The organism is Vibrio rotiferianus CAIM 577 = LMG 21460, from assembly GCF_002741985.1.
Taxonomy (GTDB): Bacteria; Pseudomonadota; Gammaproteobacteria; order Enterobacterales; family Vibrionaceae; genus Vibrio; species Vibrio rotiferianus.
This window is the reverse complement of the sequence record NZ_APHW01000002.1, coordinates 287,355-308,752: the sequence shown is the minus strand read 5'-3', so window position 1 is coordinate 308,752 and position 21,398 is coordinate 287,355. Positions and strand designations below refer to the sequence as shown.

21 protein-coding genes and 1 other annotated feature are annotated in these 21,398 nt (G+C 44.4%); of the genes, 7 read left to right on the top strand and 14 right to left on the bottom strand.

Translation table 11 applies throughout. The annotated features are described in order from the left end of the window. Nucleotides 1-129 precede the first annotated feature (129 nt). On the top strand, nucleotides 130-648 hold the full coding sequence (gene fldB / locus B853_RS02210; protein WP_005447890.1) for a flavodoxin FldB: 519 nt from the start codon (nucleotides 130-132) through the stop codon (nucleotides 646-648). An 82-nt stretch (nucleotides 649-730) separates the two neighbouring features. Here fldB and brnQ read toward each other — a convergent pair whose 3' ends face one another. Continuing rightward, nucleotides 731-2,044 (bottom strand): branched-chain amino acid transport system II carrier protein, encoded by a 1,314-nt coding sequence (brnQ, locus tag B853_RS02205; protein WP_010445961.1) that lies wholly within the window; start codon nucleotides 2,042-2,044, stop codon nucleotides 731-733. 330 nt (nucleotides 2,045-2,374) lie between these two features. Here brnQ and B853_RS02200 point away from each other — a divergent pair, with 330 nt between their 5' ends. Both B853_RS02200 and srmB read left to right on the top strand, forming a co-directional pair. Further along, nucleotides 2,375-3,094: a tRNA1(Val) (adenine(37)-N6)-methyltransferase gene (locus B853_RS02200; protein WP_038884916.1), complete on the top strand. Its 720-nt coding sequence runs from the start codon at nucleotides 2,375-2,377 to the stop codon at nucleotides 3,092-3,094. A 107-nt stretch (nucleotides 3,095-3,201) separates the two neighbouring features. Continuing rightward, complete coding sequence (gene srmB / locus B853_RS02195; RefSeq protein WP_010445957.1) at nucleotides 3,202-4,425, top strand: ATP-dependent RNA helicase SrmB; 1,224 nt, start codon at nucleotides 3,202-3,204, stop codon at nucleotides 4,423-4,425. 62 nt (nucleotides 4,426-4,487) lie between these two features. Here srmB and B853_RS02190 read toward each other — a convergent pair whose 3' ends face one another. The 3 genes from B853_RS02190 to B853_RS02180 form a co-directional block, all read right to left on the bottom strand. Further along, entirely contained in the window at nucleotides 4,488-5,123 is a 636-nt protein-coding gene (locus B853_RS02190; protein ID WP_038884918.1) for an alternative oxidase, read from the bottom strand. 201 nt (nucleotides 5,124-5,324) lie between these two features. Beyond that, complete coding sequence (gene yaaA, locus B853_RS02185) at nucleotides 5,325-6,101, bottom strand: peroxide stress protein YaaA (protein ID WP_038884920.1); 777 nt, start codon at nucleotides 6,099-6,101, stop codon at nucleotides 5,325-5,327. Nucleotides 6,102-6,213: 112 nt separating this feature from the next. Further along, nucleotides 6,214-7,650, bottom strand: coding sequence for an alanine/glycine:cation symporter family protein (locus B853_RS02180; RefSeq protein WP_038884924.1), 1,437 nt, complete (start codon nucleotides 7,648-7,650; stop codon nucleotides 6,214-6,216). A gap of 718 nt (nucleotides 7,651-8,368) precedes the next feature. On the opposite strand from B853_RS02180, the gene B853_RS02175 reads away from it, so the two are divergent. After that, nucleotides 8,369-8,554: a DUF3545 family protein gene (locus tag B853_RS02175; protein WP_010445950.1), complete on the top strand. Its 186-nt coding sequence runs from the start codon at nucleotides 8,369-8,371 to the stop codon at nucleotides 8,552-8,554. A 229-nt stretch (nucleotides 8,555-8,783) separates the two neighbouring features. Here the strand turns inward: B853_RS02175 and B853_RS02170 are convergent, their stop codons facing one another. From B853_RS02170 to nfo, 3 genes are all read right to left on the bottom strand, one after another. Continuing rightward, a complete protein-coding gene (locus B853_RS02170) occupies nucleotides 8,784-9,335 on the bottom strand; it encodes a hemerythrin domain-containing protein (protein ID WP_010445948.1) in 552 nt (183 codons plus the stop codon). 134 nt (nucleotides 9,336-9,469) lie between these two features. Further along, nucleotides 9,470-10,150 (bottom strand): uracil-DNA glycosylase, encoded by a 681-nt coding sequence (gene ung, locus B853_RS02165; RefSeq protein WP_010445946.1) that lies wholly within the window; start codon nucleotides 10,148-10,150, stop codon nucleotides 9,470-9,472. Nucleotides 10,151-10,560: 410 nt separating this feature from the next. Beyond that, nucleotides 10,561-11,448 carry a deoxyribonuclease IV gene (nfo, locus tag B853_RS02155; RefSeq protein WP_038884927.1) on the bottom strand — a complete coding sequence of 296 codons (888 nt, stop codon included), beginning with the start codon at nucleotides 11,446-11,448 and terminating at the stop codon, nucleotides 10,561-10,563. Between the two features lie 327 nt (nucleotides 11,449-11,775). Between nfo and grcA the strand changes: the two genes are divergently transcribed. After that, nucleotides 11,776-12,153, top strand: a complete 378-nt coding sequence (gene grcA / locus B853_RS02150; RefSeq protein WP_010445942.1) for an autonomous glycyl radical cofactor GrcA — start codon at nucleotides 11,776-11,778, stop codon at nucleotides 12,151-12,153. 106 nt (nucleotides 12,154-12,259) lie between these two features. Here the strand turns inward: grcA and B853_RS02145 are convergent, their stop codons facing one another. From B853_RS02145 to thrA, 4 genes are all read right to left on the bottom strand, one after another. Further along, nucleotides 12,260-12,919 (bottom strand): NADPH-dependent FMN reductase, encoded by a 660-nt coding sequence (locus B853_RS02145; protein WP_038885683.1) that lies wholly within the window; start codon nucleotides 12,917-12,919, stop codon nucleotides 12,260-12,262. A gap of 140 nt (nucleotides 12,920-13,059) precedes the next feature. Then, nucleotides 13,060-14,340, bottom strand: a complete 1,281-nt coding sequence (gene thrC, locus B853_RS02140; RefSeq protein ID WP_038885684.1) for a threonine synthase — start codon at nucleotides 14,338-14,340, stop codon at nucleotides 13,060-13,062. Beyond that, complete coding sequence (gene thrB / locus B853_RS02135; protein ID WP_038885686.1) at nucleotides 14,337-15,293, bottom strand: homoserine kinase; 957 nt, start codon at nucleotides 15,291-15,293, stop codon at nucleotides 14,337-14,339. Before thrB ends, thrC begins: the two co-directional genes overlap by 4 nt. Nucleotides 15,294-15,313: 20 nt before the next feature. Continuing rightward, on the bottom strand, nucleotides 15,314-17,773 hold the full coding sequence (thrA, locus tag B853_RS02130; RefSeq protein WP_038885688.1) for a bifunctional aspartate kinase/homoserine dehydrogenase I: 2,460 nt from the start codon (nucleotides 17,771-17,773) through the stop codon (nucleotides 15,314-15,316). Nucleotides 17,774-17,827: 54 nt separating this feature from the next. Further along, nucleotides 17,828-17,944: a sequence feature (Thr leader region), on the bottom strand. 443 nt (nucleotides 17,945-18,387) lie between these two features. On the opposite strand from thrA, the gene B853_RS02125 reads away from it, so the two are divergent. Continuing rightward, complete coding sequence (locus B853_RS02125; RefSeq protein WP_010445930.1) at nucleotides 18,388-18,858, top strand: hypothetical protein; 471 nt, start codon at nucleotides 18,388-18,390, stop codon at nucleotides 18,856-18,858. Here B853_RS02125 and B853_RS02120 read toward each other — a convergent pair. Both B853_RS02120 and B853_RS02115 read right to left on the bottom strand, forming a co-directional pair. Beyond that, entirely contained in the window at nucleotides 18,855-19,337 is a 483-nt protein-coding gene (locus tag B853_RS02120; protein ID WP_010445928.1) for a putative 4-hydroxy-4-methyl-2-oxoglutarate aldolase, read from the bottom strand. The two genes, B853_RS02125 and B853_RS02120, sit on opposite strands and share 4 nt — an antisense overlap. A 58-nt stretch (nucleotides 19,338-19,395) precedes the next feature. Beyond that, nucleotides 19,396-19,803, bottom strand: a complete 408-nt coding sequence (locus tag B853_RS02115) for a DUF3293 domain-containing protein (RefSeq protein WP_038885689.1) — start codon at nucleotides 19,801-19,803, stop codon at nucleotides 19,396-19,398. A 358-nt stretch (nucleotides 19,804-20,161) separates the two neighbouring features. Between B853_RS02115 and arcA the strand changes: the two genes are divergently transcribed. Next, nucleotides 20,162-20,878, top strand: coding sequence for a two-component system response regulator ArcA (gene arcA, locus B853_RS02105; RefSeq protein ID WP_010445924.1), 717 nt, complete (start codon nucleotides 20,162-20,164; stop codon nucleotides 20,876-20,878). A 69-nt stretch (nucleotides 20,879-20,947) separates the two neighbouring features. On the opposite strand, the gene B853_RS02100 is transcribed toward arcA, so the two are convergent. Next, nucleotides 20,948-21,397 carry a lipoprotein gene (locus tag B853_RS02100; RefSeq protein WP_010445922.1) on the bottom strand — a complete coding sequence of 150 codons (450 nt, stop codon included), beginning with the start codon at nucleotides 21,395-21,397 and terminating at the stop codon, nucleotides 20,948-20,950. Nucleotide 21,398 lies beyond the last annotated feature (1 nt).

Here is a 21,398-nt window from a genome sequence, read left to right as displayed (position 1 = left end):
TATTGAGAGTAAGACAAACTGTCCAACCAATACCATAAAAAAATCATCTAGCCCGGGATAATCGCTGCAATCTTCCCCGTTTTATGGTTAGAATCTGCCACAACAGCAATACAAAAAACGACGAATATAATGAAAATCGGACTCTTTTACGGCTCAACCACCTGCTACACCGAAATGGCAGCAGAAAAAATTCGCAACATCATTGGTGAAGACCTTGTCGACATTCACAACGTGAAAGAGACACCGCTATCACTGATGGCAGACTACGATTTACTGCTGATTGGTATCTCCACTTGGGACTTCGGTGAAATCCAAGAAGACTGGAGTGCGATCTGGGAAGATATTGCAACCACACCTCTTAAAGGCAAAGTCGTTGCGTTATTCGGTTTGGGTGACCAAGAAGGCTATGGCGAGTGGTACCTTGATGCGATGGGCCTACTGCATGATGAGCTCAAAGCTACAGGCGCGCAGTTTATCGGTTACTGGCCAAACGAAGGTTATGAGTTCGAAGCATCAAAAGCACTAACAGAAGATGGCAGCCAGTTTGTGGGCTTAGCACTGGATGAAGATTCTCAGTACGAACTCAGTGATGAACGCATCGAGAAATGGTGTGAGCAAGTATTGGTGGAGTTTCACGACACACTATAGGCCAACACTTGCTACACAACAGACAAACAAAAAGCCCGGCGAATCACTTCACCGGGCTTTTTTCTGTTTTGCTAGTCAGCGATTATGCCGCTTCTTCAGTCAACTCAGGTTGTGAAGACTTAGCAATAAAGAACATGCAAACAATCGCTGCAAATGTTGGTAGAACCCAACCCATGCCCACTTCAAATAGTGGCAGCATGTTGAATGCAGATACGTCTAGACCCGCTACTTTCGCTGCATCAATCAATGCAAACAGCAGTGATACGAGCAGTACAGCTCGGTAAGCCACTCGTGGGTTTGGTAGCTTGTTACGCACAAATGTTAGCGCAACCAATGCAACCGCTACTGGGTATAGCGCGAAAAGCACAGGAACTGACAATGAGATTAGCTGTGACAGACCAACGTTTGCAATCAGTGCACAAGCGGCGCCGTTAATGATAACCCACTGCTTGTAAGTCAGTTTCGTCTTAGAGCTGAAGAAGTCAGAACATGCAGAGATAAGGCCAATCGCCGTCGTCAAACATGCCAAAAGTACGATGATTGAAAGCACAACCTGACCGTAAGGACCAAATAATGCCTGAACGTATTGGCTCAGTACTGCACCACCGTTGTCCGCACCTGCTGCGATAGTTGAACTCGTCGCACCTAGGTAGAACAATGAGATGTAAACGAACGCCAGACCTGCAGCGGCAATACAGCCAGCACAGATTAGGTATTTCGTTGTTGCCGCACGCTCAGTGATACCTTTGCTACGAAGCGCATCCACCATTAGCATACCGAACATCAACGATGCGAACGTATCCATGGTGTTGTAACCTTCAAGGAAGCCCTTAGTCAGTGGTTGAGTCAAGTACTCACCGTGTGCGCCCATCATTTCACCTTGCGGATCAACGAACACCGCAATCGCAAGAACGATAAGACCAAGGAATAGAACTGGCGTTAGTACTTTACCAATCAAGTCAATCAAGCGACCTTGGAACCAAGCGAAGATCATTGCTACCGCGAAGAACAAGATTGAGAATGACGTTAGATGCGCTTGAGAGGCATCTAGGAAGAATGGTTTCACCGCCATCTCGTAGGCTACTAGACCTGTACGAGGTGCAGCAAATGCAGGACCGATGATGATGAAGATCAACGCCGCCATCAGAACTGCTGCTTTTTTAGGAAGATCTTGAGTCAAGTGATCCCAAGAGCCGCCTGCCACAGCAATAGCAACGATAGTAATAAGAGGTAGACCTACCGCTGTTAGCAAGAAACCGAACATTGCTGGCATCAAGTGATCACCCGCTAGCTGACCCGCTAGTGGTGGAAAAATGATGTTGCCGGCACCCAAAAAGAACGCAAATAGCATAAAGCCTACTGCGATAATATCTGTTAGTTTTAACGTCTGCTTCACAGATAACCCTTTTTCTCTAATTGATGAATGTTGTGTATGCATCGACCACTTTTTTGTATACCCAAAGTTAATGAGTACCTGTGGTTCAATCTATAAATTTCCGCCGCATAATGACGAAGTACCCATCATTTGGCAACCTTTAAGAAAAAAACACCATATTAATTTAGTTAAAGGATTAAAAAGCAGTGGATACCACTACCCTGAAATAAAGAGCTAGATATTTATCTCGATCAAATTGAAATACAATTTAATAACCAACGAGATAACAATCTATACAATTAAGAAACAACAGAGAGATTAACTCTAATATTGAGTAAAAATAAAACAATCATGAAGAGTGAAAAATTTCAGACTAAGGACTTCAAGTTCAAGCAGTTTTCGATTCACGGCGGTGAAAGTGGCATGCCTGTCAGCACCGATGGTGTCATGCTTGGCGCTTGGGCAAATTGCTCACCACAGAGTAAAATTTTGGACATTGGTACAGGTACAGGCTTGCTGGCATTAATGTGCGCACAGAGATTTCCGGCTGTAGAGATCACCGCTCTTGATATTGAAATATCGGCGATAGAAGCAGCGCAACATAACTTCACTCAATCTCCTTGGTCAGACAGACTTTATATCCAGCACGCCGATGTATTGCAGTTTGAACCTACACATCATTTTGAGCACATCATCTGTAATCCGCCCTACTTCAACAGTGGTGAGCAATCGAAGCAAAGCCAACGTGCAACCGCCCGACACACAGACAGTTTGCAGCACGCAGCATTACTTAAACGCTGTCATGAACTGCTGACTGAAGAGGGAACAGCCAGTTTCGTCCTACCAATTATCGAAGGTGAGCAGTTTATTGCTATGGCGCAGCAACAGGGATGGTATCTATCACGTCTCTGTCGCGTGCAACCATCACAGAAAAAGCCTGTGCACCGTTTACTGTTTGAATTGGCCAAACAAGCTTGTGATACTCAAGAAACGCACTTGATCATTCACTCAAACGAGGGTTATAGCGACGACTTTACTCAACTAACTCGCGAGTTTTATCTTAAGATGTGAAATAACATGTGATCCTTGTCACCAATCACTTTATAATGTGCGACCTTTTTATATTCTATGCTGCTGTGGCGAACCATTAACCAAGCTTTGCTTGTGGAGAACTCATTGTGATCAGAACCTTTGCTGAACTTGATCTAGACCAAAACCTACTTGAAGCCATTGAAGAGATGGGCTACGAACGCCCAACTAAAATTCAGGCAGAAGCGATTCCACAAGCGTTAGATGGTCGTGACATTCTAGCGTCAGCACCAACTGGTACTGGTAAAACGGCGGCATTCGTCCTGCCAGCACTGCAATACCTGCAAGATTTCCCTCGTCGTAAACCGGGACCTGCACGTATTCTGATCCTCACGCCAACTCGTGAGTTAGCAATGCAGATTGCCGATCAAGCTCGTGCACTGGCGAAAAACACCAAGCTAAACATCTTCACCATCACTGGTGGTGTTCAATACCAAGAACATGCGGATATTTTGGCTACAACACAAGATATCGTGGTTGCAACACCAGGTCGCCTACGTGAATACATCGATGCAGAACGTTTTGACTGTCGTGCGATTGAATGGCTGGTGCTAGACGAAGCTGACCGCATGCTAGACATGGGCTTTGCTCCAACGGTTGACCGTCTGTCTAACGAATGTCGCTGGCGTAAACAAACACTTCTGTTTTCAGCAACACTAGAAGGCAAAGGCGTAGAAGGTTTCACAGCAGACCTACTTAACGAACCAGCTGAGATCGACGCGAAATCACCACTGCGTGAGCGTAAGAAGATTGCACAGTGGTACCACCGTGCTGATGACGCAGAGCATAAACTTGCCCTACTAAAACACATCATCACAGAGCAAGCTGAACGCACTATCGTGTTCCTGAAGACTCGTGAGCGTTTGGCAGAGCTTCGTGCACAACTAGAGAGCGCACAGATTCCATGTTCTTGGATTCAAGGTGAAATGCCCCAAGATCGTCGTAACAACGCGATTGCTCGCTTCCGCGAAGGCACAGTTAACGTGCTACTTGCGACAGACGTAGCTGCACGTGGTATCGACCTTCCAGACGTATCACACGTAATAAACTACGATATGCCGCGCACGGCTGACGTATACCTTCACCGTATCGGCCGTACGGCTCGTGCAGGTAAAAAAGGTAATGCGATCTCAATCGTAGAAGCGCACGATCAGCCAATGATGGATCGCGTTGCTCGTTACGTGAAAGAAGACATCAAAGAGCGTTTCGTGAAAGAGATGCGCCCTAAACACAAAAAACCTGTGTTCAAGAAGAAAAAGAAAAAAGACGACAAGAAGAAAGTAGCGAAGAAGAAAACCGCTAAGAAGAAGTAATCACGTCTGATTAATTCCAAATCTAAAAGAGCCGCTATCGCGGCTCTTTTTGTTTTTCATGTTTACAGCTGATGGGCTGGAAGAGTTTTGTCTTCATAGGCATCGGCAAAACCATGATTACGGTCTCGATGTCCCGCTTCATCTTCGCGAATACGCAAAATTACATCTCTTAACATCGCATCGGCAGGCAGCTTGTAGTAATCGATCGCCAGAGTCGGAGCCGGTACATTCTCTACTTCCCCACTATCAATTTTCTCTAGGTACTCGGTGTAGCTGTTGCACGCTTCCTCTTCGAAGTAGCCCACAACACGGTGAGCGATTTTAGAAGACAGTAGATAGATGACGCTATACACGAGAATAAACACACCTTGGCCAAGCAGTACAAGCAAACGCTCAATCAAACTCGGCTTGGCAATGTCGAGGAAAATCATCAGGTGCATACGCTCATTCTCAGCCTCGTCGAGAAGTTCTCGGATCCAACCTTCATCGTCTTTCATTCGGCGTAGCGCTTTCAAGTGATTGAACATCCCAGCTACCATGCCCGGCACGGCTGCGATGGTTTCGAGAATTACCGCTCGTTTCGCGTATTTCTTGCCATAAAAGATGTTCAGAGTGAATTTCAGCAATTTGGTAATACGCAGTGCAACGTACTCCGATAACTTAGAGGCTTTTTTGTGTGTGAGCTTGAAGTCTGACATAGGAGAACTCCTTATTTTTAAAGTTGCATTTAAAATACAACTTTAAACCTTATTACTCAACTATTTTTTAAGATATAAACTTTTTATGTAAAAATTCGATTAAGATCAGATCGAATAGGCATAAAAAAAGCCGGATAACTATCCGGCTTTTTGGCGTACTTTATTTCGCTGAATCATCAACTCGCGATTGACTGACTTCAATCAGTTTTGCTCTTCTCGTTTGAAAACTAAGTCTGTTGGTGTCGACTCTTCTTCAACGAAGTAGTAACCCGCAACATCAAACTTAGTGAGGTCAGCAACACTTTCGATACGGTTTTCGATGATGTAGCGAACCATCATGCCGCGCGCTTTCTTCGCGTAAAAGCTGATCACCTTATATTGACCATTCTTACAGTCTTTGAAGATAGGCGTGATCACTTGTGCATCCAAGTTCTTTGGCTTCACCGCTTTGAAATATTCATTTGATGCAAGGTTAATCAATACGTTGTCGCCTTGCGCAGCAATCGCTTCATTCAGCTTATCGGTAATGACATTACCCCAGAACTGGTAAAGGTTAGATCCCTTGTCGTTCGCCAGCTTAGTGCCCATCTCAAGACGGTATGGCTGCATTAAATCGAGTGGCTTAAGCAGACCGTATAGACCAGATAGCATTCTTAGGTGATCTTGAGCGTAGTCAAAATCAGCGTCAGAAAGGGTTTCCGCTTCAAGACCTGTGTACACATCGCCTTTAAATGCCAAAATGGCTTGGCGTGCATTATCTGTGGTGAAAGTTTCACTCCACTCTTGGAAGCGGCCTACATTTAGGTCTGCGATCTTATCACTTACCTTCATCAATGTTGCCACGTCGGCAGGTGTTAACTTACGGCATACCTCGATCAGCTCTTTTGAATAGCTAACCAAGTCTGGTTGAGTAAACTTCTCGGTAGCGAGTGGTGACTCGTAATCAAGCGTTTTAGCTGGAGAAACTACGATGAGCATGACTTTAACTTCCCTAATTTTTGTTTCCCATTAGGGTACAAAAAAAGCCATGCATTGTCTGCATGGCTTTTTGAATCGTGTTGATAGCTTTCAACAATGATTAGCTATCGACTTAGTCTTCTTTCTTGGTGTTGTACCAAATGCCGTCTTCTAGTTGCGACTTCAGCTCAGGGAAGTCATTTGCATCAAACGTTGGTACTTTACCTTCGTCTAGCTGACGGTTGTAGTCTTTCGCCAGCTTAATCACAATGCCTGATAACAACAGAATCGCTACTAAGTTCACAATTGCCATCAAGCCCATGGATACGTCGGCAAGTGACCAAACCACAGGTAGAGATGCTAGCGCACCGAACATCACCATACCTAACACGATAATACGGAAGATACCTAGGCCCGCTTTGTGGTTGTGCTCTAGGAAAATTAGGTTGGTTTCAGCATATGAATAGTTAGCAATGATCGAAGTAAACGCAAAGAAGAAGATCGCTACCGCAACAAAAATGCTGCCCCAATCACCAACTTGTGAGCTCAATGCACGCTGAGTTAACTCGATACCCGTTACTTCAGTTGCTTGGCCTACGTACTCACCCGACATAAGGATGATAGCGACTGTCGCCGAACAGATAACGATCGTATCCATGAACACGCCAAGCATCTGTACATAACCTTGAGATGCTGGGTGTGGCGGGTAAGGCGTTGCAGATGCAGCCGCGTTTGGCGCAGAACCCATACCTGCTTCGTTCGAGAATAGACCACGTTTGATACCGTTGATCATCGCCTGTGCGATTGCATAACCAAGACCACCTGCAGCGGCTTCTTGTAAGCCAAATGCGCTCTTAAAGATCAGCATTAGCACGTCTGGTAGTTTCTCTAGGTTAGAGAACATGACAAACAGAGCTAGCAATAGATATGCAAGAGCCATAACTGGAACAATCAGTTCAGCTACTTTCGCGATACGTTTGATACCACCGAAAATAACCACAGCAGACAGAGCAACAACTGCGATACCTACGTATAGATCATCCCAACCAAATGCTGTGCTCATTGCATTTGCAATTGAGTTTGCTTGAACGGCGTTGAATACCAAACCAAAAGCGATGATCAGGAAAACCGAGAACAATACGCCCATCCAGCGCATGCCCAAGCCTTTTTCCATGTAGTAAGCAGGACCACCGCGGTAGTTGCCATCATCATCTTTGGTTTTGTATAGCTGTGCTAGCGTGCTTTCTGCAAACGACGTCGCCATACCAAGCATTGCAATCAACCACATCCAGAAGATTGCACCAGGGCCACCCGCAGTCAATGCAACTGCAACACCCGCCATGTTACCTGTACCTACACGTGCAGCAAGACTAGTACAAAGCGCTTGGAAAGAAGAAATACCAGCTTTGTCTGCTTTACGGCTATTCTTCAGAACAGAGAACATGTGGCCGAAGTGACGGAATTGGATGAAACCCAATCGAACAGTGAAGTAGATTCCTACACCTACAAGAAGATAAACCAGAATCGAGCCCCAAAGGAGATCGTTCATCAAATTGATTAAGTCTGTCATGTGTACCTCAAAGTGAGTTGCGCCAGTTTATGCTTCCAAGCCTTCCACTAGATTGCTTGCTAAGTGTCAAAGTCTGCTTAGCTTTTGGAGTAGTGTTTATGCGCAATCTAGAATCGTAAATATCGCTTCATGCTTCCATTTTACGTACTAGCGTAATTTTTGACGGGCGGATAATGCAGCCTCAAACCTCAAAAATCAATATGAAATTAGTTTTTTATACATGTTATTTTTCACTAGAAAATCACTAAAAGTTAACATAAAAGGGAAATTTAAAACCCATAAACAGCAACACACAAGCAACTAGCCATTAACAACAAAAGGCAATGCAACCATAATGGTATGGCAGACTGTTAATTTCAAATCAAGCTAGTGATATCAAGGCATTCAATAAAACTTTCTCTGCAATGCCAACCTGACTGGTTATATTTTAGCCGATACAATTTTATGCAACTAATCCGAGGTTTAATTTCTTCGATTAAGTAACGAGAATTAACATCCTCTTCCCTTTCATTTAATCGTTTTCTTGAGATCGATCGCTCACTTTATAAGCACTTAACCCCTAGTCAAAGTGTGATTTTGTGGGGATTTTTAAACGAAACTGTCATGTTACCGACACAAATGCGAAATGAATCATAGTTATCTTCAAAGCTATTGTGGTACTTAAAAAACTCCACAAAGGACTGGCAATAACAGTTTATTTAAAAAGGTAAGGTGGCTTATGGAAGGCTTTCAACTAGACAACATCTTTGATCTGGAAACTACCTCAACAACTAAATCACGCTCAAAACCATTGAAACGTAAATGGCGTGAAATTGAAGCAATGAACGATAGACGCAACTTACTTAAGGAGCTGCGTGAACTCGATGTCTGCAACGACATCACTTTGGATGACATCAAATTATAATTTGCACAAAAGGCACCTCGATGGTGCCTTTTGTCTATTATAGATACTGCAAAAAAAGGGGATTTTTATGCTGATTTCACTAGCATAACTCCCATTCTTACCTGTTGAGAATTTCTATCCATTTTCACTCATATTTATAGCGAATCAATTTCCAACAAATTCTCATAAAATAAGAAAATGACAAAACAAACCACGCAGACGCAATCGTTTACCTTGTCATCTTCACGCTTTAGACGAACTCAGCGTCATTATGACGCACTCTTTCGGCGAGCTGTTTGTAGCGATCAGCGATAGTATTGCCAAACACAGGATCATCTTCATTTTCCTGCCATTGGCTTTCGACATTTAGCCAATCTTCTGAAGTAAACAACTCTTCAATCAACGGTAGAACTTGGCGCTCTTCCATTTCCAAATGGCGTTTCTGACTGGTAATGAAATCCTCGAGTTGCTGGGTAAACATCTCCTGGGGTACAACAGCATCTTGCAGAATCATCTCTACAATGCCAGCAAACTGTTTGGTCTTTTTAGATAACTCTTGATGTTCTAACTCTAGATTTTCAATCGTCTTAAAATGACCATAGTGCTCTAGAAAGTAATGGTAGAGGATATCTTCTTTGGGGTGATGAACCTTTTCAGAGTGATTAGAGAGGTAATCCACGATCTCACTCACCAACGCATAGTTAATAGCGCGTTCTTGCTTAATCTCATTCAATTTATGGCGCAATATTGCCAATAAACGGACCATATAGCCGTGTTCGCGTCGAATTCTCTCGATCATCATAGCGTCTCTCCTTAACACTTACTTTTAATAAGTGTATATGAGAAACCAGCGACCAGCCTCGACGGTGTTCAAAAAAACAGCGAACGTGGTGTCACGATCGCTGTACTGTTATGTCTCGGATAAGATGTCGATACTTACACCGTCATCGGCAAATGCCAATTAATCGCTTCTTTGCCTTGTTGGACAAGGATTTGGTTTGCTTGCGAGAATGGCTTGCTACCAAAGAAACCACGGTGTGCAGATAATGGTGACGGGTGCGGAGCGGTCAATACATGATGCTTATTGCGGTCGATAAAGCGACCTTTTTTCTGCGCATGGGCCCCCCATAACAGGAACACAACACCTTGTTGATGCTGGTTAATGGCCTCAATCACGCGGTCAGTAAAGGTTTCCCAGCCGGTTTTCGAATGTGAGTGTGCTTTGCCCTGCTCTACTGTCAACACTGTATTGAGTAGCAACACCCCTTGTTCAGCCCAGCTTTGTAGAAAGCCATGTTGAGGAATTTGAAAACCTTCGATGTCTTGCGCCAACTCTTTGTACATATTCACCAAAGATGGTGGCGTTTTAATACCAGGCAACACAGAGAAGCACAAACCATGTGCTTGGTTTGGACCATGGTAAGGGTCTTGCCCTAGAATCACTACCTTAACGTCATTGAATTCAGTAAAACGGAACGCGTTAAACACGTCTTTGGCTGGCGGATAGATGGCTTTTCCTGCTGCTCGCTCTGCGTCAACAAAATTCATGGTATCGACAAAGTAGCTCTGCTGTTTTTCTTCGCCGATCACATCGTGCCAAGTGGGTAACTGATTCATGGAAAGTTCCTGTCCTAATGTTTCCCTCTATTCTAACGAGCGAAACCCAAACAAACAAAAACTTACCACCAGCACCAGCACCAAGTTGAGACGGCTCCCCAAACGCTGATTCGCAGACAACTGGCATGAACCCGTGCTGGTTTGACTAGACCAAAATCACGAGTAGTAATGACGCTAATTACGCTGCGGCGTTCGAAAATGCCCCTGTCCAGTGATATGGCGATTTGGCGTTGGTAAACGTAATACACGTCTAGAGTGTGTCACTGGGGTAAAGGAAACTGGTCGAGACATAATGTCATCCTCCTAACTTAATCGCCCATATACAACATTGAATTTAGGCGTTTAAAACAAATACGCAATAACGCGATTAGTTTTAATAAAGAAAGAAGGATGCCAACTTTACTATTCCGTTAGAAATTCGCCATTTCTTCAATGTGGAATCGGCGTAAGGTGTCGATTTCTTGCTGCCAGATATCAGGATCAATTGTTTCTAGAATCAGAGGGATACCATCAAATCGAGGATCTTTTGCGATGTACTCAAAACAGCTCCAACCGATCTCGCCTTTACCTAATGAATGATGGCGGTCAACCTTGCTAGCGAATTCAACCTTTGAATCATTTAGATGCATTGCTCTTAAATAGTGCATGCCGACAATGCGGTCGAACTCAGCAAAGGTGCGCTCACAATCTTCTTTAGTACGTAAATCGTAACCCGCCGTAAACGTGTGGCAAGTATCGAGACATACGCCAACACGCTCTTTGTCTTCCACTTGATCGATGATTTCAGCCAAATGCTCAAACTTCCAACCTAGGTTTGTCCCCTGACCAGCCGTGTTCTCAATCACAGCGATCACATTCGGCACCGCTTTGTGCGCAAGATTTATCGACTCAGCGATCGTTGCCAAACAATCTTGCTCGGACACTTTCTTTAAGTGACTGCCTGGGTGGAAGTTCAGCAGCGTTAACCCAAGTTGATTACAACGCTCCATCTCATCAATAAATGCAGCGCGGGATTTATTCAGCTTTTCTTCTTCTGGAGCGCCCAAGTTAATCAGATAGGAGTCATGGGGCAAAATGTGCTCCGCGCCAAAGCCAAGCATTTTGCAGTTTGCTTTGAATGCGCTGATGGTTTTCTCTTCGAGTGGCTTAGCGACCCATTGACGTTGATTCTTAGTAAAAAGGGCAAACGCATTTGCACCAATCTCACGAGCACGAAGAGGTGCTTGATCTACTCCGCCCGCCGCCGACACGTGAGCACCAATAAACTTGTTTCCAAACTTGTTTTTCATGCTTGTCATTTAATCACTTTAGACTTTCAATATGGCTACCTAAATACAGGCAGTTGCGTTAAGCAGGTTAAGTTTTAAACTCATTTTGTAGTAAATTTACAACAAAAATGACTTTTAAATATTTTTTATATTATCAAATAAATTGTAACTAGTATGTTTTCAAACGTTTTATTGATTTAACTCAACAAAATCACCTTCAAAAATTTAAGGTTTTTAGTTGTTTTTTGACCTAAATCAATATTAAAATAATGGATATTGGCTATATAATACCTAGCTCAACAAAAATTCGAAAATTAACACCAATAATCACCACGTTAAGTGGTCTAGGAGATAGTGATGATCCAAGGTATCCAAATTACTAAAGCAGCTAACGACGAACTACTAAACTCTATCTGGCTACTAGATAGCGAGAAGAATGAAGCGCGTTGTGTTGCAGCAGCATCAACTTACGAAGCAGACCAAGTTATCGCAATCAGCGACCTAGGTGAATACGAAAGCCGTGAAGTAGCAATCGAAGCGGCACCTCGCATCGAAGGCGGCCAACACCTAAACGTGAACGTTCTTAAGCGTGAAACTCTAGAAGACGCAGTTGCACACCCAGAGAACTACCCACAGCTAACTATCCGTGTTTCTGGTTACGCAGTACGTTTCAACTCGCTAACTCCAGAACAGCAACGTGACGTAATCGCTCGTACTTTTACTGAGTCTCTATAATCAGTAAACTAGCTTGCTAGAATTTAAAAAGCTTGGTCATTGCTGACCAAGCTTTTTTTGTTTCTGGATCCTTCGAGTCCCCTCCGATAGTGGCGAACGCTACTTTCTAAGGTGCGTTTCTTTGCGAAGGATCCTTTTGAAACGCTTGCGCCAACGAGGTTGGGTCAAGCCTATCTCTTTGTAGTGACGCCCCTTCTGCCCACCAAATCAATTGATGCAGGGTGCGATTCATATAGCTGTCCCACTGCGCCTGCTCCGATTCATCCGCAACCACACCCTGCTCATCAAACACTTCTTGCGCTTTCGGAATATGGATCATTGCCGACACGGGCAAACACCCCAACTCGGACAAGAAGGTCCGCATCGACACTGCAGCCCTTGCGCCGCCCCATTGCCCTGCAGAATAGGTCACGATCGCACTTGGCTTATAAGAAAACAGCGAGCTGCCAAAGTGGTTAAGCATGTTTGCCAAGGCAGGACTCATCAAATGGTTGTATTCCGGGCTGACCATCACATACCCATCCGCGTGTTTGATTTTATCTGCCAGCTCGCTTAGATGCTGCGGCACTTTAGAGCGGTGATAAGAAAATTCGGGCTTAAATACATCACCAAAGTCGTAATGCAAAGGGTCGATGATTTCGACCGTATGTTGTGAATGCTGACTCACGATGAGTTTTTCACACGCTCTGCTGACTCGCATTCCTAAACGGGCTGGTCGTGGTGGCGTGCTGTCTCTAACTGAGCCAAGAAAAATCAAAAAATGCATGCTGCTCTTTCCATCTCATTTAGTTAAGTTCGTTTCTCAATCTTAAAGAGAGTTAAAACTTATCGGCAATAAAAAAGGTGAATGATTGCTCATTCACCTCTCGTTATTTGTGTTTTTGATACTGACTGTATTTTTGAAGCTTACTGTACGCGGCGCAGTACTTGCTTCAATGCATCAAAATCTGCGTCAAGATCTTCCGATAACAGTTCCATCGCAGCGTGCTTCGCTAATGGAGCAGGAAGGTCGATGTCGGATTGCAGAATGTCATCCACCACTTCTTTGAACTTCGCAGGGTGTGCAGTACATAGGAACAGACCGGTTTCACCGTCTTGCAATTGCTCGTCCAGAACTCGGTAAGCAATCGCTCCGTGCGGCTCGCATAGGTAACCCAGTGCGTATAGATCTTTCACTGACTGTGCGCTTTGATCATCTGAAACAGCGCCTTTACCTAGTGTCTCCAAGCCCCACTCTTTCACACGGCATAGCTCTTCGATACGAGGCCAGTTGTTTGGCTGACTCACGTCCATTGCGTTCGATGTTGTTGCAACCGTTGGTTTCGGCGCCCACTGACCCGTTTCTAGGTAACGTGGCACAGTGTCATTGGCATTCGTTGCAGCAATGAAGCGTTTGATAGGCAGACCCAGTGCTTTTGCCAGTAGACCAGCAGTTAGGTTACCGAAGTTACCGCTTGGTACTGATACCACTAGGTTTTCACGCTCTTGCTTGCTCATTTGCGCGGCTGCTTCAAAGTAGTAACAGATTTGCGCCATCAAACGGCTGATGTTGATTGAGTTTGCAGAGTTCAGGCCGATCTCTTCACGCAGTGCAGAATCATCAAAAGCTTGCTTAACCAGAGCCTGACACGCATCGAAGTCACCATCGATCGCGACAGTGTGAATGTTCTTACCAAGCGTACAGAATAGCTTCTCTTGCAGTGGGCTGATTTTGCCTTTCGGGTAAAGAATCACAACGTTGATGTCTTCCATACCGTAGAAAGCGTGCGCAACGGCTGCGCCAGTATCGCCAGAAGTTGCCGTCAGAATGGTGATCTTGCCACCGTCCGAAACCGCAGCAAGAGATTGCGCCATAAATCGGCCACCAAAGTCTTTAAACGCAAGCGTTGGACCATGGAAAAGCTCCAGAGCGTAAACACCGTCTTTTACTTGGTTGATTGGAGCTGGGAATTGGAATGCAGCGTCAACCAATGCGTTAACTTGCTCTTCCGCCAACTCATCGCCAATCAGTGCTGATAGGATTTTCGTGCTACGAGAGACAAAGTCTTCTGCCAGTAGCGCATCAATATCTTCAAATTTTGGTAATTCCGATGGGAAAAATAGACCTTGGTTACGGCCTAGTCCTTGGCGAACGGCTTGGCCAAAGGAAACTTGTTCATCATTTTCTTTTATATTGTAAAGCTTCATAGCTCACTTCCTGTTACTTTCGAACCCTGTTTATCTAGACGACAAACGTGGACGAATCCTTCTTCGTTTTGTACGTAGTTCTGTTCTAACCAGCGAGCAACTCGCTCAGCGACATCTTTCTCTTTGCAAATACTGAACAGTGTCGGCCCACTGCCAGAAATACCGGTTGCCAATGCACCCGCAGACGCTGCGTATTGACGTGCATTTGCAAAACCTGGAAGCAGTTTCTCACGATACGGTTCTGCGATCACGTCTTTGATCATTTTTGCAGCAAGTTCTGACTGACCAGAATGACACGCATGAATAAAGCCTGCAAGGTGACGACCATGAGCAATGATATCTTGTCGACGGTATTGAGATGGTAGGATCTCACGTGCTTCTGCTGTTGATACTTTGATACCCGGATACGCCATCACCCAGTACCAATCGTCAAAGCAAGGCACTTCTTGGCTAATGATACCTAGCTCTTCCAGCATCAATTGCACACCGCCAAGGTAACATGGCGCCACGTTATCATAGTGAATACCACCAGAGATCTTGCCTTCCATTTCTCCCATCAGCGCTAGCAACTCTGTCTCGTTAAGCGGCTGACCATGGAATCGGTTTAATGCATCTAATGCAGCAACGATAGAACAAGCACTTGAACCTAAACCAGAGCCGATTGGCATGTTCTTTTCTAGCGTCATTTCAAGTGGCTTTAGCTCAACGCCTTTTTTATCTAGCTCACGAGCAAACACTACCCAACAATCGTAAACGATGTTCTCTTTTGGCTCGGTTGGTAGCTTCTCAACAAAATCACCAGCTGTCTTTAGACTGAACGGCTCAGCCCCAGACTTAACTAATACGCGATCTCCCAATAGAGTGCCATCAACTGGGGACACCGCCGCCCCCAAAACGTCAAAACCAACGCTTACATTGCCAATTGATGCCGGGGCATAAACCACTACATCCATATCACTTGAACTCATTGTTGTTATACCCCTAGCTTCCAACCTAAAGTACGCATCACATCCGAGAATACACCCGCAGCCGTTACCTCAGTACCCGCACCGTAACCACGTAATACCAGTGGAATTGGCTGGTAGTAACGACTGTAAAATGCCAGTGCGTTTTCACCGTCTTTGATCTTAAACATTGGATCATTTTCATCAACAGCAGCAATGCTAACTTTGCATTTGCCATCAATAATCTCACCGACGTAACGCAACACTTTGCCTTCTTCCGCAGCCTTAGCTGACAACTCTTTAAAGTAAGTATCCGCTTCCGGTAGACGCGCCATAAACTCATCTACACTACCTGAATCGTCAAAGCCTGGCGGCAGAGCTTGATCAACCACAACGTCTTCTAGCTCTAGTGACATACCGGCTTCACGCGCAAGAATAAGAAGCTTACGCGCTACGTCCATTCCCGATAGATCATCGCGAGGATCCGGTTCGGTAAAGCCGTTTTGCTTGGCTATGTTTGTCGCTTCACTTAGGCTCATACCTTCATCTAACTTACCAAAAATGTATGACAGAGAACCCGACAGGATACCGCTGAAACGCTCTAGTTCATCACCAGCGGCAATAAGGTTTTGCAGGTTTTCAATCACTGGCAGACCCGCACCTACCGTTGTTTCGTACAGCAATTTACGTCGAGAGCTACGTGCAACACCACGAAGTTGGTGGTAGTAAGCCATGCTTGCTGTGTTTGCTTTTTTGTTCGGAGTGACAACGTGGAAGCCCGCCGCCAAGAAATCCGCGTATTGGTTTGCGATGGCCTCACTTGAGGTACAATCCACCAACACAGGGTTGATAATGTGGTTACGTTGAACCAAAGAAATTAAGCGCGCTAAGCTAAACTCTTCTGTGGATGCCGACATACGGTCTCGCCAATGCTCTAGCGGTAAACCCTCACTATCAAGCAAGAGACCTTTACTGTTTGCTAAACCACACACGCGAATCACAATGCCTTTCTCTGCCAGCTTCGCTTGTTGGCGTTCAATTTGGTCCACCAACTCGCCACCAACACCACCAACACCAACAACAAATACATCCAGGAAGTGCTTAGAATTGAATAGGTTCTCATGACACGCTTTGATCGCTTCCGAGATTTTATCTTCAGGGATCACCGCAGAGATAGCACGCTCAGATGAGCCCTGTGCGATAGCGACAATATTTACGTTCACTTCTGCAAGAGATGAGAAGAAGCGAGATGCAACACCGCGTGATGTACGCATACCGTCACCCACAAGTGTCACAATAGAAACATCATCAATAAAGTCTACAGGCTCAAGTAAGCCATCTTTTAACTCCAGCTCAAATGCATCCGCCAATACTTGTTGTGCTTTTGCTTTGTCTTGCGCTTCGATACAGAAGCTGATGCTGTACTCAGAAGAAGATTGAGTGATCAATACGATAGACACACCTGCTGATGACATTGCGCCGAATACACGACTTGCCATGCCGACCATGCCCTTCATACCCGGGCCAGACACGTTAACCATAGTTAGGTCGTTCAGCGTCGTGATACCTTTGATCGCCAGATTATCTTCGCCAGTATCTTGCCCAATCAGCGTACCCGCGCCTTGTGGGTTAAAGCTGTTTTTGATCAAACATGGAATATGGAACTGTGCGATTGGTGCGATGGTTTTAGGGTGCAGAACGGAAGCACCGAAGTAAGAAAGCTCCATCGCTTCTTGATAGCTAAGTGATTTGAGTAGGCGAGCATCTTCCACTAAGCGTGGGTCACAGTTGTACACGCCATCAACGTCTGTCCAGATTTCACAGCAGTCTGCACGCAGACACGCCGCAAGAACTGCCGCAGAGTAGTCAGAGCCATTACGACCAAGAGTGACTAGCTCACCTTTCTCATTACCTGCGGTAAAACCAGGCATGATGTTTACATGGCCTTGAGGAAGAGGATTCTGACGGAAGTTCTGAGTTGAAACGTCAACGTCGACCATGGCTTCTAGGTGATCGCCTTTTGCGTACAGGTATTCAACTGGGTCGATAAGATGCGCAGGTTGGCCTTTTGCTTCTAATACCGCTTTCATCAACTGAATCGAAATGCGTTCGCCTTTACTGATAATGCGTGCATTGACGTTGTTTGGGCACATACCAAGAAGATTAATGCCGTGAACAAATTGGCGAAGTTGAGAAAGTGATGTTTTAACTTGGTTATCGAACGCAGCACCATCGATGTTTGGTAACACACCTTGGATATCTGCAAACAGCGCTTTGAAAGAAGCTTCCAGCTCATTGATTTGCAGCTCTGCTTCGCCGTTGCGAAGTGCACCTTCAATTACCGCTACCAGCTTATTGGTTGTTTTGCCCGGTGCAGAAAGTACCACGGCGACTTCTTCTTGTTGTGCGTTGTTGGCGATGATATCCGCCGCTCTCAAAAAGCGATCTGCATCTGCTAATGATGAACCGCCAAACTTTAATACTCGCATCCCTTCCTCCGATGTATCTTTCTAGATCTGTCTAAATTCTGTATTAAAAAAGCATAAAAAAAGGCCTGTATCTTGTTGGATACAGGCCTTCTTTGTGAATTTCTTTCGCTCAGCAGCCTGCCCCAACATTGGTCGTGTTGGTAATAATAATGGTTGTGGTCATTACTACTTGGCTGTGAGATGTCATAAATAAATATTCAACGATAATTATGTGTTTGCTTAACTCTACGTTTACCGAGTTTCTTAACTAGAGTCAACAAAAAACTTGTATATTTTACGTTCGAGATTGAAAAGACGTGCTGATCTAAATTTCAAAAAATACTTTTATTACAAAGATTTGAACAGCTCCGCAAAACAGGTAAAAAACTACCTCTATACTACTAGATCCCAAGTTCTCGATCTTATGAGATCCAACAGTAAGATCCATTTCTGGGTAACGTTGATCAAAATTCTGCCAATGCCGTACTTTAATTCACGATAGCTTGGCTATGACCAAAGTTCAGAAGATCAAAATATAAGCAAAATTAATGAGCCAGCTTTCATAATATGTGCTTTAATAATTTGAAAGCCGATGGCAATACCAATAATGATTGAAATGACAAGGAGTGGTGATGATGAAAGTCCTATTGTGCCTGCTTGTCCTTGTACTGCCTGCAATATCTCTAGCAAACACATTGCCTCCTCTACCAGGTAAAACGGCACCTTCCCCTCATAAGCTTTTCATTTCTAGTGAAAATTATCAAAATGACAGTTTTGATGTTTGGAATATCGATGGTGGTTACGCATATGAACTGCTTGATTCCGTCGATCTTTACGTAGGTGCTCGCGTTAATAACTCACCGACTCAAAATCAAAGCGGTTTTTTAAGCGGCATAAGCTACCAATATAACGATCGTGTTACGCTGAAAAGTACCGTTCGCTCCTACAAAGCAGAAAGTGCTGACGGCATCAAAGAAGATGACAGTAGCCTTGCTGCCGAAGTTTCGAGTCGCGTTAAGATAACGGACAATCTCGATATTCATGCCACGCTGGACTATCAAGATTGGCAACAAGGCTTTGAAGTAGGATTAGGTTTCCGCTTTTAAAAATCCAGCGCTTCTTTTGAAATCAATACGCCATTCCAATCTGCATACACGTGATGCTTAGGCTGCACGATCTGATTCTGCATCGTCAGTGTCACATTAACTTCCCCTACCCCACGCTTCTCAGTTTTAAATGGGCAAGTACCTAAAGCTTGAATGCCGATATCCATTTGTGACATCTGAGCGACATCACGGATAGCACCGAAGACAATAATCCCTTCCCAGCCATTTTCGATACCAAGAATGGCCAACTGGTCTCCGAGTAACGCTTTTTGACATGAGCCATGACCATCAACAATCAGGACTTTTCCGGTACCATCCTCGCCTAATACTTCTCGCACTTTAGAATTATCATGATAGCAACGCACTGTGACGATTTCGCCATGAAAAGCGGTTCGTTGACCAAAGTTCTGCAGCGGTAAACTCAATAGCGTTACCTGATCTTCAAACTGGTCACAAATATCTGGTGTTATATCTCTCATATTTCCTCCGTGAATTTTTTACTCAAGAGCGAGAGCATCTTGAGTAAGTATTATCCTTTTATACGAGCTTATCACTGATCTCTCCGAGCACTTGGCGAGTTTCTTCACCTACACAGGAGATTAAATGCAGTTCACCATCCACAACGTAATAAATTGCGTTTTGCTTAAAAATTTTAGCAAGAGCTATCGCCTTTTGTGGTTTTATTTCTACAGCATAGCTTTCTTCAAACCATTGAAAACCTTTATCACCGACAGTGACAGGAACATATTTCATCCCTTTCAAGCATTGCTCTAGCTCGTGATTACTTATGCAGTTCTCTTTGTTTGACCGCAATTTACTGTATGGGTTCCAAGCAGTTATGACAGCATACTGATGAGAGCTCCACTCTTGCTCAAACCGAAAGTATGACTCTGAATAAGCATGCCATAACGCTGCGTCTATGTTCGTATTACTTTTTTCTATCATATCTCTTAAACGATTAATAACGGTTACATTTCATCAATTGATGTAAATCAACAAACTGAATGGAATTAACATTTGAGCATTGTTAGCATGCTGTTAACAATATAAAATTCGCTCCATATCTTAGGGTGTTTACGTTTCAGGCCCGTAAAGCTTGGATTTGAAAGGTAAACAAACCCTATAGAATAAAGTCGCCATCGGACACTGGTGAGTTGGCAAGATTCCAAGGAAGGCGGATAACTGAAAGAAGTGTTTTTTTGATCAACTTGTTTTATTATCAAAATCACATTACCTGTATGTTATATTTTTGCCTAGAATTTATTCTATTAGCACAATTTTGTCACAAATTTAGGTACCGCCAATGCAAACCCCGCAGATTCTTATCGTAGAAGATGAGCAAGTAACTCGTAACACTCTTAAGAGTATTTTTGAAGCAGAGGGATACGCTGTTTTCGAAGCCAGCGACGGTGAAGAGATGCACCAAGTGTTGTCTGAAAATTCAATCAACTTGGTAATCATGGATATTAATCTTCCAGGTAAGAACGGCCTACTGCTAGCTCGTGAACTACGTGAGCAAGCAAATATCGCGCTAATGTTCTTAACTGGTCGTGACAATGAAGTAGACAAGATCCTAGGTCTTGAAATCGGCGCTGATGATTACATCACTAAGCCTTTCAACCCACGTGAACTGACTATCCGTGCACGTAACCTACTAAGCCGTTCAATGAGCACTAACGCTGTTCAAGAAGAGAAACGCTCAGTAGAGAAGTACGTGTTCAATGGTTGGGTACTAGACATCAACAGCCGCTCGCTAGTGAGCCCAGCTGGTGAAGGCTACAAGCTACCTCGCTCAGAGTTCCGTGCACTACTTCACTTCTGTGAAAACCCAGGCAAGATCCAAACTCGTGCAGATCTACTGAAGAAAATGACTGGTCGTGAGCTTAAGCCACACGACCGCACAGTAGACGTAACCATCCGTCGCATTCGTAAGCATTTTGAATCAGTATCAGGTACACCTGAAATCATCGCGACTATTCACGGTGAAGGTTACCGTTTCTGTGGCGACCTAGAAGACTAATCGCTGCAATACAAACATTAAGGGCTTGCTCCATGAGCAAGCCCTTTTTTTATCTGGTACTTGGTAAGATCAGTATACTTTGTCGATTTTAATGTTTTTCTCAACTAGCCAGCCTGTTTTACCCGCATCATCCAATAGTAACGCTAAATCTATCGGCTTTTCTGTATCCGCTTCAATTTGCCATACAAACGCGACTTCCCACTGATTTTCACTGTGCGTTCTTAGTTCTAGAAGGTCGCCATCAATCACCCACTCTGAATCCCCTTGCTTTAAAATCAGTGATTCCACAGTAAGGTTTGCAGGGAGATCTTTATCGGCTTGCAGATACAACGCACCATGTACGTTTTGTTCTTGAACTTCACCAATAGTCGGCATCATGTTGACCCATAGGTTACTTTTCAGTTCAACATTTACTTGATTCATTGTAATTTGACTGTCTTCTTGCCAACCTACCTGTGGAGCAGAACTGCAACCAGCTAAGAGAGCGACGGCTAACGCTGCTGACGCGATTTTCTTCATG

Coding starts and splice junctions, on each gene's coding strand:
- yaaA (WP_038884920.1), bottom strand. CDS start 6,101: ATGCTCATCGTAGTTTCTCCAGCTAAAACGCTTGATTACGAGTCACCA.
- nfo (WP_038884927.1), bottom strand. CDS start 11,448: ATGACAAGCATGAAAAACAAGTTTGGAAACAAGTTTATTGGTGCTCAC.
- arcA (WP_010445924.1), top strand. CDS start 20,162: ATGCAAACCCCGCAGATTCTTATCGTAGAAGATGAGCAAGTAACTCGT.
- thrC (WP_038885684.1), bottom strand. CDS start 14,340: ATGAAGCTTTACAATATAAAAGAAAATGATGAACAAGTTTCCTTTGGC.
- B853_RS02115 (WP_038885689.1), bottom strand. CDS start 19,803: ATGATAGAAAAAAGTAATACGAACATAGACGCAGCGTTATGGCATGCT.
- thrA (WP_038885688.1), bottom strand. CDS start 17,773: ATGCGAGTATTAAAGTTTGGCGGTTCATCATTAGCAGATGCAGATCGC.
- B853_RS02200 (WP_038884916.1), top strand. CDS start 2,375: ATGAAGAGTGAAAAATTTCAGACTAAGGACTTCAAGTTCAAGCAGTTT.
- fldB (WP_005447890.1), top strand. CDS start 130: ATGAAAATCGGACTCTTTTACGGCTCAACCACCTGCTACACCGAAATG.
- B853_RS02180 (WP_038884924.1), bottom strand. CDS start 7,650: ATGACAGACTTAATCAATTTGATGAACGATCTCCTTTGGGGCTCGATT.
- B853_RS02175 (WP_010445950.1), top strand. CDS start 8,369: ATGGAAGGCTTTCAACTAGACAACATCTTTGATCTGGAAACTACCTCA.
- thrB (WP_038885686.1), bottom strand. CDS start 15,293: ATGGATGTAGTGGTTTATGCCCCGGCATCAATTGGCAATGTAAGCGTT.
- grcA (WP_010445942.1), top strand. CDS start 11,776: ATGATCCAAGGTATCCAAATTACTAAAGCAGCTAACGACGAACTACTA.
- B853_RS02145 (WP_038885683.1), bottom strand. CDS start 12,919: ATGCATTTTTTGATTTTTCTTGGCTCAGTTAGAGACAGCACGCCACCA.
- B853_RS02125 (WP_010445930.1), top strand. CDS start 18,388: ATGAAAGTCCTATTGTGCCTGCTTGTCCTTGTACTGCCTGCAATATCT.
- B853_RS02100 (WP_010445922.1), bottom strand. CDS start 21,397: ATGAAGAAAATCGCGTCAGCAGCGTTAGCCGTCGCTCTCTTAGCTGGT.
- B853_RS02170 (WP_010445948.1), bottom strand. CDS start 9,335: ATGATGATCGAGAGAATTCGACGCGAACACGGCTATATGGTCCGTTTA.
- B853_RS02190 (WP_038884918.1), bottom strand. CDS start 5,123: ATGTCAGACTTCAAGCTCACACACAAAAAAGCCTCTAAGTTATCGGAG.
- ung (WP_010445946.1), bottom strand. CDS start 10,150: ATGAATCAGTTACCCACTTGGCACGATGTGATCGGCGAAGAAAAACAG.
- B853_RS02120 (WP_010445928.1), bottom strand. CDS start 19,337: ATGAGAGATATAACACCAGATATTTGTGACCAGTTTGAAGATCAGGTA.